We start from the raw sequence: 13,912 nt of genomic DNA on the forward strand, positions 1-13,912 counted from the left end.
CCCTGAGCCGGACCTCGGGGGAATGCGGCAGGATCAGGGCTTCCCCCGATGGTGCAGGACGCCGACCGACAGCAGGCTTGAGGCATGAGTTCACCGCACGACACCGAGACCGGGCCCGAGGCGGGCCACGACGGCCCCCGGGTGACCCGCGACGAGATCAAGGACCTCGGCCGGCTGCGCCGCAGCCGCACCGAGCGCAAGATCTCCGGTGTCGCCGGTGGCATCGCCCGCCACTTCGACGTGGACCCGCTGCTGGTGCGGGTCGCCTTCGCGATCCTCACCTTCTTCGGTGGCGGCGGCATCCTGCTCTACGGCGTCGCCTGGGTCCTCGTGCCCGAGGAGGACACCGAGGACACCGTGATCCGCACCGAGGAGTCGGTGCGCACCATCGCCCTGCTCATCGCGGGCGTCATCGCGGTCGCGTCCGTCGTGGGCGACTCCTTCGGCGGCCTCGACTTCCCGTGGCCGCTCATGCTGGTCGGCCTGGTGCTGCTCGTCGTCTTCGGCGGCAAGCAGGCCAAGGAGAACCGCGCGGCGGGACTCGGCACCGCCACGCCCCCGCCGCCGCCTCCGCCGGGGGCCGGCGCACCGACGTACTCCAGCTATCGGCCGGGACCGGTGCCGCCGCCGCGGGTGCGCGACCCCCGCAAGCGCGGTCCGCTCCTGTTCCCCTTCACCTTCGGCCTCGCCGCGCTCGGCCTGGGCGTGGTCGGGACCCTGCAGCTGGCGGGCGTGGACGTCACCCCCTCGGCGTACCCCGCGACCGTGCTGGGCGTGGTGGGCGTGATGCTCCTGGTCGGCGCGTTCTACGGCCGGGCCGGGGGGCTCATCCTGATCGGCCTGCTCGCCGCCGTCGCCACGGCCGCGACGACCGCCCTCGACGACGTGACCGCCGGGCAGGAGACGCCGACGCCGCGGACGGCGGCGGCCCTGCAGGACGGCTACGACCTGGGTGTCGGCGAGATCGTCCTCGACCTGACGAAGATGGACGCCGCCGAGCTGGCGAAGCTGGACGGCCGCACGGTCGACGTCGACCTGAACGTCGGCCACATCCGCGTGATCGTCCCCGACGAGGGCCTGCGCGTCGACGTGGACGCCTCCCTCGAGGTCGGCGAGGTCGTCCTGTTCGGCGACAAGTCCGACACCTCCACGAAGGCCTCCCACGGCGACCCCGACAAGCCCGACGAGCCCACCCTCGGCATCGACGCGGACATGTTCCTCGGCCAGATCGAGGTCATGACCAAGAAGGAAGCAGCATGAGCACCTCCGAGCACGACCTCACCGAGCGCCCCCGCGAGGAGACCACTACCGAACGCCCCGGGGGCACCCACCCGGTCAACGTCGGCCACCTGGTGATGGGCGTCGCCTTCGTCGGCCTGGTGGTCGTGTGGGGCCTGGTCCGCAGCGAGACCGTCCACCTGCGCGACGCCGGCTGGATCCTCGGCCTCCCCTGGCTGGCCGCCGGCGCCGCGGGCCTGCTCGCCACCGCGCTGCGGCACCGGGGCGCCGCCGATCAGGGGTCGTCGGGCACGATGCACGGGTGGCAGTAGCACTCCCTCACCTGGCCGGCCTGACCTCGCTCCCCGCGCGGGAGCACCCCGAGCTCCTCGCCCCGCCCGTCGCGGCCGCCCTGGCTGCGTGGCCGGTGGCCGAGGGCGTCGCGGTCGTGGAGATCGACCCGGAGCTCGCGGACACCGCGGCGATGAGCGCGGCCTACGACGTACCGATGGAGGCCGGCGCCAACTGCGTGCTGGTCGCCGGCAAGCGCGAGGGCCAGGAGCGGGTCGCGGCCTGCCTGGTCCGTGCCGACACCCGGGCCGACGTCAACCACACGGTCAAGCGACTGCTCGACGTGCGCAAGCCGTCGTTCCTGCCGCTGGACCGCGCGGTCGCCGAGTCGGCCATGGAGTACGGCGGCATCACCCCGGTGGGCCTCCCCGCCGGCTGGCGGCTGCTGGTCGACGCCCGCGTCGCGGACATCGAGGTCGCGGTGATCGGCTCCGGGCTGCGCCGCTCGAAGCTGCTCGCGCCGGGCAGCCTGCTGGTGCGGCTGCCCGGCGCCGAGGTCGTGGAGGGCCTGGCGGGCTAGCGCCGGAACATGTAACTAAGTGTTCAGACCTCTACCAGGGTGCTGTGACTGGTCACAGCACCCTGGTAGAGGTCTGAACACTTAGTTACAAGGGGATCAGTGCTCGCCGAGCCCGGTCACCCGGATGCCCGAGTGCGCCTTGTACTTCCGGTTGATCGAGATCAGTACGGCGGTGAACGGCTCGAGCACCCGCGCCAGGCGGAGCTTGCCGCCGTCGATGCCGGGCCGGCCGGTCACGGACGCGGCGAGGTCGATCGCGACCTGCTTGCCCTCGGCGGTGTCGCCGACGACGATCACGTCCTCGTCGAGGAACGCGTCCTCGCCCCACAGGCCCACGGCGGAGACGTTGTGGAAGGCGCCGACGACGGTCGCCTCGGGGGCCAGCCGCGCGGCGGACTCCGCGGCGGAGCCCTCGCCGCCGTCGATGACCTGGCCGTGCGCGCCGCGCTTGTCGAAGGCCAGCGGGTTGACGCAGGAGACGACGGTCTTGCCGGCGAGCGCACCGGCGAGGGAGGCGACGAGGTCGTCGTGGCCGTCGTAGGGGACGGCGAGGAGGACGACGTCGGCGGCGGCGATCGCGTCGCCGTTGGCGGCGCCGCGCGCGCTGCCGGCGCCGTCGACGCCGGCGAGGCGCTCGGTCACCTCGGCCGCGACGCTCTCGGCCTTCTCGGCGGCACGGGAGCCGAGCACGACGTCGTGCCCGTGCCGGGCGAACCGGTAGCCCAGGCCCTTGCCCTGGGGGCCGGTGCCGCCGATGACGGCGACGGTGTAGCGGGTGGTGGTCTCAGTAGTCACGCTTCCTCCTATCACGGCCACGCCCGGCGGGCCGGGCGGAGGTCTCGACCAGGGAGACCATGGACATTGTGACAGTATTACTGTCACAGTTGTGCTGGCGGGCCCGGACCCGTCCACTCACGTCGATCGCGGCCACCGGCCGGAAGGGAACTCCATGAAGCTCTCGATGCCCCTCGTCTACGCGGGCAACCCGCGCGAGTCGGCCGACCAGGTCGTCGCACTGGAGAAGGCCGGCCTCGACACGATCTGGGTGGCGGAGCCCTACGGCTTCGATGCGCCCACGCTGATGGGCTACCTGGCCGCCAAGACCGAGACGGTCGAGATCGGCGCCGGCATCCTCAACGTCTACTCGCGCACCCCCGGTGCCCTGCTGCAGACCGCCGCCGGGCTCGACAACGTCTCCGGCGGCCGTGCCGTGCTCGGCCTCGGCGCGTCCGGCCCGCAGGTCATCGAGGGCTTCCACGGCCTGCCCTACGACCGCCCGCTGACCCGCACCCGCGAGGTCATCGAGGTGCTCCGCGCGGGCCTGCGCGGCGAGCGCCTGGACTTCCAGGGCAAGACCATCCAGGTCCCGCTCCCCGAGGGCCAGGGCCTCGGCCTCGGCAAGCCGCTGAAGCTGCTCAACAAGCCCGAGCGCGCGGACCTGCCGATCTGGGTCGCCGCGCTCGGCGACAAGAACGTCGCCATGACCGCCGAGGTCGCCGACGGCTGGCTGCCCTTCCTCTACTACCCGGAGAAGGCCCAGGAGGTCTGGGGCGAGGCGCTCGCCCGGGGCGCCGCGAAGCGCTCGGCCGACCTGAAGCCGCTGGAGATCTCCGCGGGCGGCATGGTCGCCATCGGCGAGGGCCCCGAGACCAAGGCCCTGCTCGACTTCATGCGCCCCCTCTACGCCCTGTACGTCGGCGGGATGGGCGCGCGCGACAAGAACTTCTACAACCAGCTGGCCTGCGAGTACGGCTTCGAGAAGGAGGCCAAGGAGATCCAGGACCTCTACCTCTCCGGCAAGAAGAAGGAGGCCGAGGCGCTGGTCCCGCTCGAGTGGCTGGAGGCCGGCAACCTGGTCGGCCCGGCGTCGTACGTCCAGGAGCGGATCGCCGCCTTCAAGGAGTCCGGCGTGACCAACCTTTCCGTCGCGCCGGCGTCCGACGACCCGGCCGGCACCATCGCACAGATCAAGGAGTGGGTGAGCTGATGCCCGAGCGTCCCAGCATCTACGAGACCGAGCACGAGGACTTCCGCACGACCGTGCGCGCCTTCATGGAGCGCGAGGTCATGCCCTACCACGACCAGTGGGAGAAGGACGGCGTCGTCGACCGCGAGGTCTGGCGCAAGGCCGGTGCGGCCGGCCTGCTGTCCTTCGAGGTCCCCGAGGAGTACGACGGGCCGGGCATCAAGGACTTCCGCTACAACGCGATCGTGGCCGAGGAGACCGCTCGGGCCGGCGCGAGCGGCCCCGGCTTCGCCGTCCACACCGACATCATCGTGCCGTACCTGATCGCGATCGGGAACGAGGAGCAGAAGCAGCGCTGGCTCCCGGGCACGGTCTCCGGCGACATCATCACCGCCATCGCGATGACCGAGCCGGGCGCGGGCTCGGACCTGCAGGGCATCCGGACCACGGCCGTCGACAAGGGCGACCACTACGTCCTCAACGGCTCGAAGACGTTCATCAGCAACGGCATCCTGTCCGACCTGGTGATCGTCGTCGCGCGCACCAACCCCGAGGCGGGCGCCCACGGCATCAGCCTGCTCGTGGTGGAGCGCGGCATGGAGGGCTTCACCCGCGGCCGCAACCTGGAGAAGCTCGGGCTCAAGGCACAGGACACCGCCGAGCTGAGCTTCGACAACGTGGTCGTGCCGAAGGAGAACCTGCTCGGCGAGGAGGGCCAGGGCTTCATCTACCTGATGCAGAACCTGCCCCAGGAGCGGATCTCCATCGCCACCATCGCCGTCGCCGCGATCGAGCACGTGCTGGACCTGACCCTCGACTACGCCAAGACCCGCGAGGCCTTCGGCAAGCCGATCGGCAAGTTCCAGAACACCCGCTTCGAGATCGCGGAGATGGCCACCGAGGCCTACATCGCGCGGGTCTTCGTCAACCACTGCATCGAGCGGCTCAACGCCGGCGACGTCGACACCGCGCTCGCCTCGATGGCGAAGTGGTGGACGACCGAGCTGCAGAAGAAGATCGTCGACCAGGGCCTGCAGCTGCACGGCGGCTACGGCTACATGCTGGAGTACCCGATCGCCAAGGCGTACGCCGACACCCGGATCCAGACGATCTACGGCGGCACGACCGAGATCCAGAAGGAGATCATCGGCCGGTTCCTCGGCCTCTGATCCTCCTCGTCCACCACCGCAGCACCCCGGGACGTCACGTCCCGGGGTGCTGCGGTGTCTGGTGGGTGCGGGAAAGGCAAAAAGTTCCCGCCGGGCGATGACTCAGGGGCGATCTCAGGGTCGGATCGGGAGAAGTCCCGATGCCCGCGTCGGCCCCCCAGGAGAAGAGTTCCCGCCATGCACCGTCAGATCGCCGGCAAGCTGACCGGCCCCGTCACCAAGTGGATCGTCCTCGTCGCGGTCGTCCTGATCGCGGGCGGCCTCGCCTCCTTCGCGGGCAAGCTGGTCGACGTCCAGAACAACGAGACCGAGTCCTGGCTCCCCGACAGCGCGGAGTCCACGAAGGCCTTCGAGAAGCTCGAGGCGTTCCAGGACCCCTACGACGTCGGCACGACCGTCGTCTACCACCGCTCCTCCGGCCTGACCGCCGCCGACCTCTCCGCCATCGAGGAGGACGCGACCGAGATCGCGAAGCTCGACGGGGTCAGCAAGGTGCTCTCCCCCGCGCAGGCGAAGACGGCCGGCTCCCCGGTGCCCTTCGTCTCCGAGGACGGGCAGGTCGCCAAGCTCGAGTTCACCGTCAACTACGGCGACAAGCTGTGGGAGGAGCTGCCTGACCTCAAGCCGGAGATCGACAAGATCATCAAGATCGACGGCGTCGACTCCTACCTCGCCGGGGCCGGCGGCCAGAGCGCCGACGCGGCCACCGTCTTCTCCTCCGGTGACGGCAAGCTGCTCGGGATCACCCTGCTGGTGGTGATCCTGATCCTGCTGGTGACCTACCGCAGCCCGATCCTGTGGCTGCTGCCGATCATCAGCGCGGTCGTCGGGCTCGGCGCCTCCATGGGCCTGCTCTACTTCCTGGCCAAGAACACCAGCCTCACCGTCAACGGCCAGACCCAGTTCATCCTCACCGTGCTGGTGATCGGGGCCGGCACCGACTACGCCCTGCTGCTCGTGGCGCGCTACCGCGAGGAGCTCCGGCGGCACGAGGACCGGCACGAGGCGATGGCCTTCGCCCTGCACCGGGCCGCGCCGGCCATCCTCGCCAGCGCCGCCACCGTGGTCGTCGGCCTGCTCTGCCTGATGTTCGCCGACCTCAACTCCACCGCGGGCATGGGCCCGGCCAACGCCGTCGGCGTCGCGGTCACCTTCGTGGTGATGGTGACCCTGCTCCCCGCCCTGCTCGTCATCTGCGGCCGGTGGGTGTTCTGGCCGTTCGTGCCGCGCTTCGGCAGCGAGGAGCCGACCGCCTCGGGCCTGTGGGCCAAGGTCGGCAGGGGCATCGCCCCGCGGCCTCGCATCGTCTGGGTCGGTACGGCGGCCGCGCTCGCCGTCGTGTGCCTGGGCTTCCTGCGCCTCGACACCAGCGGCATCCCCAGCGACGAGCAGTACACCACCACGCAGGACTCCGTCACCGGCCAGAAGATCCTCGTCGAGCACGGCCTGGTCGACGCCAGCACGCCGGTCCAGGTCGTCGCGAACGCCGACGAGGCGCCCGCCGTGATCGAGGCGATGTCGAGGGTGGAGGGGATCGCCGCGCCGGTGCAGGTCGCGGAGAAGGACGGCATCGCGCTGATCGTGGCCGAGCTGACCAGCGATCCCTACTCCGACACCGCCTTCGACGCGGTCCACGACGTGCGCCGAGCCGTGCACGCCGTACCGGGTGCCGATGCGCTGACCACCGGCATGTCCGCGGTGAGCGTCGACGTCATGGACGCCTCCTCGCGCGACAACAAGGTGATCATCCCGATCGTGCTGGGTGCGGTGCTGCTGATCCTGATCGGGCTGCTGCGCTCGCTCGTGTCGCCGGTGCTGCTGATCGGGACGGTGATCCTGTCCTTCGGGGCGGCGCTGGGCATCTCCGGGCTGGTGTTCGACTTCCTCTACGGACGCGAGCACACCGATCCGGGCTTCCCCCTGTTCGCCTTCGTGTTCCTCGTCGCCCTGGGCATCGACTACAACATCTTCCTGATGACCCGGGTGCGGGAGGAGGCCGCTCTCCACGGCACCCGCAAGGGCTCGCTCATCGCGCTCTCCTCGACCGGTGGCGTGATCACCTCGGCAGGGCTGGTGCTGGCGGCGACCTTCGCGATGCTGGGCACGATGCCGATGACCTTCACCCTGCAGCTCGGCACGACGGTCGCGCTCGGCGTCCTGCTCGACACGATCATCGTCCGCTCGGTGCTGGTGACCGCGCTCAACCTCGACCTCGGGGGCAGGATCTGGTGGCCGAGCAAGCTCGACGCCGGTGCCCCGGTCGTCGAGCCACCGGCCACGGAGCAGGACAAGGTCCCGGCAGGCGTCTGAGGTTTGCCTACGATGCTCCCACGGGCCGTACGGGCGGTCCGTGGGAGCAAGGGGACGACATGAGCGACGGGAACGGGCCGATCTGGCCGGCCGACCAGCCGACCAACCCCGGCGGACGGCCGAGCGCGCCGCCGCCCGCGGGACCGCCGCCGGCGCAGCCGCCGACCGCGCTGCCGCCCCAGCAGTGGGGTGCTCCGCCCCAGGGCCCGCCCCAGGGCCCGCCCGCACCGCCGTACGGCGGCCCGCCGCCCGGCTTCCCCGGCCCCGGCGGCTGGGGCGGTCCTCCTCCCCCGCCCCGCAAGAGCCGCGTGGGCCTGGTCATCGCCGGCGTGCTCGCGCTGGCCCTGGTGATCGGCCTGGGCGTCGGCGGCTTCCTCTACTTCACCGGGCGCCTGGGCTTCGGCCCGCTCAGCGCCAGCGACAAGGCGGCCGCGGCGGCGATCTCCGACGGCGTGGAGAAGCCGGACTGGGCCAGCGACGGCGACGTCGAGTGCGCGGTCGACGACCTGGTCGGCGAGCACCGCTCGGGCGGCCTGGAGGAGCGGGGCCTGGTCAGCGGCAGCGGCGAGGACTGGTCCTACTCCGGTGAGTGGCAGCGCGAGGACGCCACCGCGTTCTACGACAAGCTGCTCGACTGCACCGACGACTGGGCCGACCAGGTCGGCAAGGAGTGGAAGCTGGAGGACACCGACTGCCTCGACGACATCGGCAGCTCCACGATGGCCGCCTACTTCGCCCAGGACGGGCTGAAGCTCTCCGACGGCGAGGACGCCGCCGAGGAGGACCGCGACAAGGCCGTGAAGAAGCTCGACGAGTGCTACGTCAAGACGCCCCCGGCTCCGCAGGCCACGGCCACGCCCGCCTACCGCGCGGTGACCTTCACCTTCACCCAGGCCGCCTCCGAGGGCGGCCAGGTCGTCATCAAGACCGGCGGCGAGGGCAGCTGGTCCCCGCTGAGCGGTACGACGACCGACGTCGACACCGAGGAGGGCGGCGCCCGGGGCTGCGTCGAGGCGCAGGCCGAGACGTCGTACCCGTGGGGCTCGACGGCGACCTCGGAGAAGGAGTTCTGCGGGACCTCGAAGCCGAAGCGGGTCTACTGGACGAAGGTGAGCCGTTGCACGGCCGAGCCGGGCTGCTACGCCTTCAAGCTGCAGTACGAAGGCTTCAAGGACTTCGCGCCGGTGACCGCGAGGTACAGCAGCAACGGCGGCAGCTGCCTCGCGGTCAGCGGCAGCTGCACCGACACGGTGTCGGCGCTGCCCGGCGGACGCGGGACGGTGACCACGTGGAGCTTCCCCGGCTCCTACCGCGGGAACTTCGTCGCGCGGGTCGGCAACCTGAAGGTCAAGCTGCCCAACTGACGGCGTCCGACGATGACTGGAACGTGTTCTAGTTTTCAGGAAGGCCCGGTACCATGAGCATCGTTATGACCGATGGCCCGAACCCCCAGCAGATCCGCCGGGCGCTCGCGCGCGCCGAGCGCGGAGCGGCCCTCGACGTGGCGGAGGCCGAGGCCCTCCTCGCCGCCACCGGGGACGATCTCGACCGGCTGACCGCGGCCGCCGCGAAGGTCCGCGACGCCGGGCTGACGGCGGCCGGCCGGCCCGGCGTGGTGACCTACTCCCCCAAGGTCTTCATCCCGATCACCAAGCTGTGTCGCGACCGCTGCCACTACTGCACCTTCGTCGAGACGCCGGCCCAGGCCGCGCGGGAGGGCCGCGCGCCGTACCTCTCCCCCGACGAGATCCTCGACATCGCCCGCCAGGGCGCCGAGCTCGGCTGCCTGGAGGCGCTGTTCACCCTCGGCGACCGGCCCGAGGAGCGCTGGCCCGAGGCGCAGGCATGGCTCGACGAGCAGGGCTACGACTCGACGCTCGCCTACATCCGGGCGATGGCGATCCGGGTGCTGGAGGAGACCGGGCTGCTGCCCCACCTCAACCCCGGGGTCATGTCGTGGGAGGAGCTCAACCGGCTCAAGCCGGTCTCCCCCTCGATGGGGATGATGCTGGAGACCACCTCGCGCCGGCTCTTCGAGACCAAGGGCCTCGCCCACTTCGGCTCCCCCGACAAGGACCCCGCGGTCCGGCTGCGGGTGCTGGAGGACGCCGGGCGGCACGGCATCCCGTTCACCACCGGGCTGCTCGTCGGCATCGGCGAGACGCTGACCGAGCGCGCCGAGACGATCTTCGCGCTGCGCGCCAACGCCCGGGCCTACGGCGCGGTGCAGGAGGTCATCGTCCAGAACTTCCGGGCCAAGCCGGACACCGCGATGCGCCACGTCGACGACCTCGACCTGGCCGACTACCGCGCCGCCATCGCCGTCACCCGGCTGGTCCTCGGGCCCAAGGCCCGGATCCAGGCGCCGCCCAACCTGGTCGACCTCGCCGAGTGCCGGGCGCTGCTCGACGCCGGCGTCGACGACTGGGGCGGCGTCTCCCCGCTCACCCCCGACCACGTCAACCCCGAGCGCCCGTGGCCCTCGTTGGAGCGGCTGCGCTCGATCACCGCCACCTGCGGCTTCACGCTGACCGCGCGGCTCACCGTGCACCCCGAGTACGTCGTCGGCGCGCTCCGCGACGGCCAGGCCTGGATCGACCCGCGGCTGCACGCCCACGTCGCCGCCCTCGCCGGGCCCGACGGCCTCGCCATCCCCGAGGTCCGCCCGACCGGCCTGCCCTGGCAGGAGCCGGACGTCGTCCTGGAGTCCGCCGGGCGCACCGACCTGTTCGCCGCCGTCGACACCGAGGGGCGCACCGAGGACCGGCGCAGCGACTTCGCGTCGGTCTACGGCGACTGGGACGCTGTCGGCGAGGCGGCCGCCCGCACCGGTGCCCCCGCCGTGCTGCACGCCGAGGGCGGGGACGCCCTGCGCGCGGCCGAGGCGGACCCGGGCAACCTCTCCGACGAGCACGCGCTGACGCTGATGACGGCCGAGGGCGACCTGCTGCGCTCCGTCGTACGGCTGGCCGACGACCTGCGCCGCGAGACCGTCGGCGACGACGTCACCTACGTCGTCAACCGGAACATCAACTTCACCAACGTCTGCTACGTCGGCTGCCGGTTCTGTGCCTTCGCGCAGCGCAAGACCGACGCCGACGCCTACTCGCTGTCCTACGACGAGGTCGCCGACCGGGCCCAGGAGGCCTGGGACCTGGGCGCGACCGAGGTCTGCATGCAGGGCGGGATCGACCCGGAGCTGCCGGCGTCGGCGTACTTCGACATCGCCGCGGCCGTGAAGACGCGGGTCCCCGGCATGCACGTGCACGCCTTCTCGCCGATGGAGGTCGTCAACGGCACCGCCCGCACCGGGCTGTCCATCGAGGACTTCCTCATCAAGGCGCGCGAGGCCGGCCTCGGCTCGCTGCCCGGCACGGCGGCGGAGATCCTCGACGACGAGGTCCGCTGGGTGCTCACCAAGGGCAAGCTGCCGACCCGCACCTGGGTCGAGATCGTCTCCACCGCGCACCGGATCGGGCTGCCGACGACGAGCACGATGATGTACGGCCACGTCGACAACCCCCGGCACTGGGTCGGCCACCTGAACGTCCTTAAGGGCATCCAGGACCAGGCGCTGGAGAACGGCGGCACCGGGTTCACCGAGTTCGTGCCGCTGCCGTTCGTGCACACCAGCGCGCCGATCTACCTCGCCGGTGTCGCCCGCCCCGGGCCCAGCCTGCGCGACAACCTCGCCGTGCACGCGATGGCCCGGATCCTGCTGCACGGCCGGATCTCGAACATCCAGACCAGCTGGGTCAAGCTCGGCGTCGAGGGCACCCGCGCGATGCTGAGCGCCGGCGCCAACGACCTCGGCGGCACGCTGATGGAGGAGACCATCTCCCGGATGGCCGGCTCCGAGCACGGCTCGGCCAAGACCGTCGCCGAGCTGGTCGAGATCGGCGCGGGCATCGACCGGCCGGTGCGCGAGCGGACGACGCTCTACGGCGTGCCCGTGCGCGACTGACCCGGCCCCACCGCAGGTCCGGTACGACGGGTGCGCCACGCCTGCAGGCGGGCCCAGCCGCGCCGTACGAGCCGCCAGGCGAGCCACAGCAGCACCAACCCCGCCACCAGCAGGACCAGCGCGACCACGGCTGCCGCCACCGGGTGCTCGACGGCGAACCAGACGACCGCGAGCACGGTGACGTCCTCGCCGAGGCTGATCCCGATGTTGGTGAACGGCTCCGGCACGGTGTTGACCGCCATCCGGGTGCCGGTCTTCACCGAGTGCGACGCGAGCGCGCTGCCGCCGCCGACGACCCCGCCCACCAGCCCATCGAGCGAGGTGGAGTCGCCGGCGATCAGCACCCCCACGACCCCGCCCACCACCGGGCGGATCGCGGTGGACACGACGTCCCAGGCGGAGTCGACGTAGGGGATCTTGTCGGCGACGAACTCGAACGCGTAGAGCAGCGCCGCCACCGCGAGCACCTCCCACCGGCCCAGCACGTCCGGGATCGAGGCGACCGTGCCGACCCGGTCGGCCACGCCGAGGACGAGGACCACGAGATAGCTGTTGATCCCGCTGGCCCAGCCCGAGGAGAAGGCGAGTGCGAGTGACTCCACGACGACAGCGTAGGACGAGCGGACCTTCGGGTACCGCAGGCGCATGACGAACAACGATCCCGAGACCTACGAGGGCTACAGCGTCGACGACGAGGACCAGCTCCAGCCGGAGGACACCCTGGTCGGCGACGACGTCGAGGACGAGCTGGACCGCGGCTTCTCACCGCCCGAGAAGTACTCCCCCGCGCAGAAGTACGGCACCACGCCCTGGGAGCAGGCCCACGCCCGCCCGCTCGACGACCGGCTCGCCGAGGAGGTGCCCGAGCCCGACCCCGCGACCGAGACGCTCGACGAGGACGGGCTCCCGCACGAGGCCGAGGAGGAGGGCGTCGACGTCGGCGAGGAGCGCGCCGGACGCCTGCTCGCACCCGACGAGGGCCTCGGCGAGGACACCGAGAAGAGCCTCGTCGCCGAGGACGTCGGGATCGACGGCGCGGGGGCCAGCGCCGAGGAGGCCGCCATGCACGTGGTGCCGGAGGACGGGACGGGAGCCGACTGAGCCGCCGCTGACGTCCGGGGCCGGGCGGGCGCGCGTGGGACCACGCGCGCCCGCCCGCCTGCGTCAGCGCACGTCCAGCCAGACCATCCGGTGGTCGGAGGTCGGGAACGGGAAGACGCCGGTCAGCCGGGAGAGCGGGTCGCCGGCAGCCGGCCAGAAGACGCCGCCGCCGACGGGTCGCAGACGCCGCGAGGGCAGGACGTAGTCGACCCGGAGGTTGCCCGGCGCGCCGTCGGCGAAGTCGGCGGTGTCGAGGCGGGGGTCGCCGGTCTGGGTCAGGTTGGCGCCGCCCTGCAGCACGGCCGCCTCCGGGGCGCCGGCGGAGGACGGTGGGAAGCGGCTGTCGATCCGCGGGTGGTCGAGCAGCTGGCGGGCGGCGTGCTCGACGGAGTCGCCGTCGAGGGGGTCGGCGTTCAGGTCGCCCGCGATCACGAAGGACGCCCCGGGGCGCAGGCCGCCGCGGTGACCGGCGTCGTCGTAGATGTAGCGGCTGCGGGCCGGGCCGGCGACGTAGTCGGCCCAGAACCGGATCTCGTCGTGGTTGCGGGTGCCGTTGCGGTCCTCGGGCCCGTCGAAGGTGGGCGGCGTGGGGTGCGAGACGAGGAAGTGGACGGTGCGCCCCGGCAGCCGGATCGGCAGGTCCCAGTGCGACTTGGAGGAGAGCCGGAGGACCTCCTGCTCGGCGGGTGAGTACCAGTCACGGGGCGCGGCGGTGGCCGGGTCGTCGGGCAGCAGCGCGCCGGGCATGTCCTTCCAGCGGAAGGTCCGGAAGGTGCGCGCCGCGCGGGTGTCGATGGGGTACTTCGAGTAGACGACCAGGCCGTACTGGCCCGGGAAGAGCCCGAAGCCGAAGGCGTCGTCGCCGCCGGCGACCTTGCCGTCGTTGTTGAGGTCGAAGCCGCTGGGCACGCCGGTGTTGACCGGCGCGACGAAGGCGTACGGGTAGCGCACCGGGGCGGCCCCGTGGTGAGCGACCTCGAGGTAGTTGCGACGGAAGAGGTCGACAGCGTCCGGGGCGTGGTCGAACTCGTTGACCAGCACGACGTCCGGGTCGACCCGCTGGATCGTCTCGGCGACGTTGCTCGCCTGGGGGTCGTCCGGGGTCGACAGGTCGGCCACCAGCTCGCCCTCGGCACCTCGGTTGAGCGAGGCGTTGAAGGTCGCGAACCGGACCGGCTCCCGGTGGCCGTGCCCACCGGGCCCGTGACCCCCGCCCGGTGGGTGCGCCTCGGCCGGCGCCAGCAGCGCGCCGAGCGGGGCCAGGACGGCCAGGGTGAGCAGGATGGTCAGCAGACGTCGCACGAGCGTTCCTC

General features: G+C 71.9%; 12 protein-coding genes. 9 read left to right on the top strand and 3 right to left on the bottom strand.

Annotated elements, in window-relative coordinates:
* Positions 1 to 84 precede the first annotated feature (84 nt).
* The 3 genes from MRBLML1_RS00070 to MRBLML1_RS00080 are packed head-to-tail and all read left to right on the top strand — an operon-like array spanning position 85 to position 2,089.
* Positions 85 to 1,260 (top strand): PspC domain-containing protein, encoded by a 1,176-nt coding sequence (locus MRBLML1_RS00070; RefSeq protein ID WP_364509733.1) that lies wholly within the window; start codon positions 85 to 87, stop codon positions 1,258 to 1,260.
* Positions 1,257 to 1,550, top strand: coding sequence for a hypothetical protein (locus MRBLML1_RS00075; protein ID WP_364509735.1), 294 nt, complete (start codon positions 1,257 to 1,259; stop codon positions 1,548 to 1,550). The genes MRBLML1_RS00070 and MRBLML1_RS00075 overlap by 4 nt, the downstream gene beginning before the upstream one ends.
* Positions 1,541 to 2,089 carry a YbaK/EbsC family protein gene (locus MRBLML1_RS00080; protein ID WP_364509737.1) on the top strand — a complete coding sequence of 183 codons (549 nt, stop codon included), beginning with the start codon at positions 1,541 to 1,543 and terminating at the stop codon, positions 2,087 to 2,089. Before MRBLML1_RS00075 ends, MRBLML1_RS00080 begins: the two co-directional genes overlap by 10 nt.
* 96 nt (positions 2,090 to 2,185) lie before the next feature.
* On the opposite strand, the gene npdG is transcribed toward MRBLML1_RS00080, so the two are convergent.
* Positions 2,186 to 2,884 (bottom strand): NADPH-dependent F420 reductase, encoded by a 699-nt coding sequence (npdG, locus tag MRBLML1_RS00085; RefSeq protein ID WP_364509739.1) that lies wholly within the window; start codon positions 2,882 to 2,884, stop codon positions 2,186 to 2,188.
* 154 nt (positions 2,885 to 3,038) lie between these two features.
* Between npdG and MRBLML1_RS00090 the strand changes: the two genes are divergently transcribed.
* The 5 genes from MRBLML1_RS00090 to MRBLML1_RS00110 all read left to right on the top strand — a co-directional run bounded on the left by MRBLML1_RS00090 (position 3,039) and on the right by MRBLML1_RS00110 (position 11,498).
* Positions 3,039 to 4,076, top strand: coding sequence for an LLM class F420-dependent oxidoreductase (locus MRBLML1_RS00090; protein WP_364509741.1), 1,038 nt, complete (start codon positions 3,039 to 3,041; stop codon positions 4,074 to 4,076).
* Positions 4,076 to 5,224 carry an acyl-CoA dehydrogenase family protein gene (locus MRBLML1_RS00095; protein WP_364509743.1) on the top strand — a complete coding sequence of 383 codons (1,149 nt, stop codon included), beginning with the start codon at positions 4,076 to 4,078 and terminating at the stop codon, positions 5,222 to 5,224. Before MRBLML1_RS00090 ends, MRBLML1_RS00095 begins: the two co-directional genes overlap by 1 nt.
* A gap of 177 nt (positions 5,225 to 5,401) precedes the next feature.
* Positions 5,402 to 7,534, top strand: a complete 2,133-nt coding sequence (locus MRBLML1_RS00100; RefSeq protein ID WP_364509745.1) for an MMPL family transporter — start codon at positions 5,402 to 5,404, stop codon at positions 7,532 to 7,534.
* 59 nt (positions 7,535 to 7,593) lie between these two features.
* Positions 7,594 to 8,898 (top strand): hypothetical protein, encoded by a 1,305-nt coding sequence (locus MRBLML1_RS00105; RefSeq protein WP_364509747.1) that lies wholly within the window; start codon positions 7,594 to 7,596, stop codon positions 8,896 to 8,898.
* 53 nt (positions 8,899 to 8,951) lie between these two features.
* Positions 8,952 to 11,498: a bifunctional FO biosynthesis protein CofGH gene (locus MRBLML1_RS00110; RefSeq protein ID WP_364509749.1), complete on the top strand. Its 2,547-nt coding sequence runs from the start codon at positions 8,952 to 8,954 to the stop codon at positions 11,496 to 11,498.
* Here the strand turns inward: MRBLML1_RS00110 and MRBLML1_RS00115 are convergent.
* Positions 11,474 to 12,100, bottom strand: coding sequence for a DUF4126 domain-containing protein (locus MRBLML1_RS00115; RefSeq protein WP_364509751.1), 627 nt, complete (start codon positions 12,098 to 12,100; stop codon positions 11,474 to 11,476). The two genes, MRBLML1_RS00110 and MRBLML1_RS00115, sit on opposite strands and share 25 nt — an antisense overlap.
* Before the next feature lie 43 nt (positions 12,101 to 12,143).
* Here MRBLML1_RS00115 and MRBLML1_RS00120 point away from each other — a divergent pair, with 43 nt between their 5' ends.
* Entirely contained in the window at positions 12,144 to 12,599 is a 456-nt protein-coding gene (locus MRBLML1_RS00120) for a DUF5709 domain-containing protein (protein WP_364509753.1), read from the top strand.
* 63 nt (positions 12,600 to 12,662) lie between these two features.
* On the opposite strand, the gene MRBLML1_RS00125 is transcribed toward MRBLML1_RS00120, so the two are convergent.
* The gene (locus tag MRBLML1_RS00125) at positions 12,663 to 13,901 is read right to left on the bottom strand and encodes an endonuclease/exonuclease/phosphatase family protein (RefSeq protein WP_364509754.1); all 1,239 of its coding nucleotides are present in this window, start codon (positions 13,899 to 13,901) and stop codon (positions 12,663 to 12,665) included.
* Between the last annotated feature and the right edge of the window lie 11 nt (positions 13,902 to 13,912).

Source organism: Nocardioides sp. LML1-1-1.1 (assembly GCF_040676175.1).
Lineage (GTDB): Bacteria > Actinomycetota > Actinomycetes > Propionibacteriales > Nocardioidaceae > Nocardioides.

Excerpts from the sequence above, each read along its gene's own strand:
- MRBLML1_RS00070 (WP_364509733.1), top strand. The coding sequence starts at position 85 with ATGAGTTCACCGCACGACACCGAGACCGGGCCCGAGGCGGGCCACGAC.
- MRBLML1_RS00075 (WP_364509735.1), top strand. The coding sequence starts at position 1,257 with ATGAGCACCTCCGAGCACGACCTCACCGAGCGCCCCCGCGAGGAGACC.
- MRBLML1_RS00090 (WP_364509741.1), top strand. The coding sequence starts at position 3,039 with ATGAAGCTCTCGATGCCCCTCGTCTACGCGGGCAACCCGCGCGAGTCG.
- MRBLML1_RS00095 (WP_364509743.1), top strand. The coding sequence starts at position 4,076 with ATGCCCGAGCGTCCCAGCATCTACGAGACCGAGCACGAGGACTTCCGC.
- MRBLML1_RS00100 (WP_364509745.1), top strand. The coding sequence starts at position 5,402 with ATGCACCGTCAGATCGCCGGCAAGCTGACCGGCCCCGTCACCAAGTGG.
- MRBLML1_RS00105 (WP_364509747.1), top strand. The coding sequence starts at position 7,594 with ATGAGCGACGGGAACGGGCCGATCTGGCCGGCCGACCAGCCGACCAAC.
- MRBLML1_RS00110 (WP_364509749.1), top strand. The coding sequence starts at position 8,952 with ATGAGCATCGTTATGACCGATGGCCCGAACCCCCAGCAGATCCGCCGG.
- MRBLML1_RS00120 (WP_364509753.1), top strand. The coding sequence starts at position 12,144 with ATGACGAACAACGATCCCGAGACCTACGAGGGCTACAGCGTCGACGAC.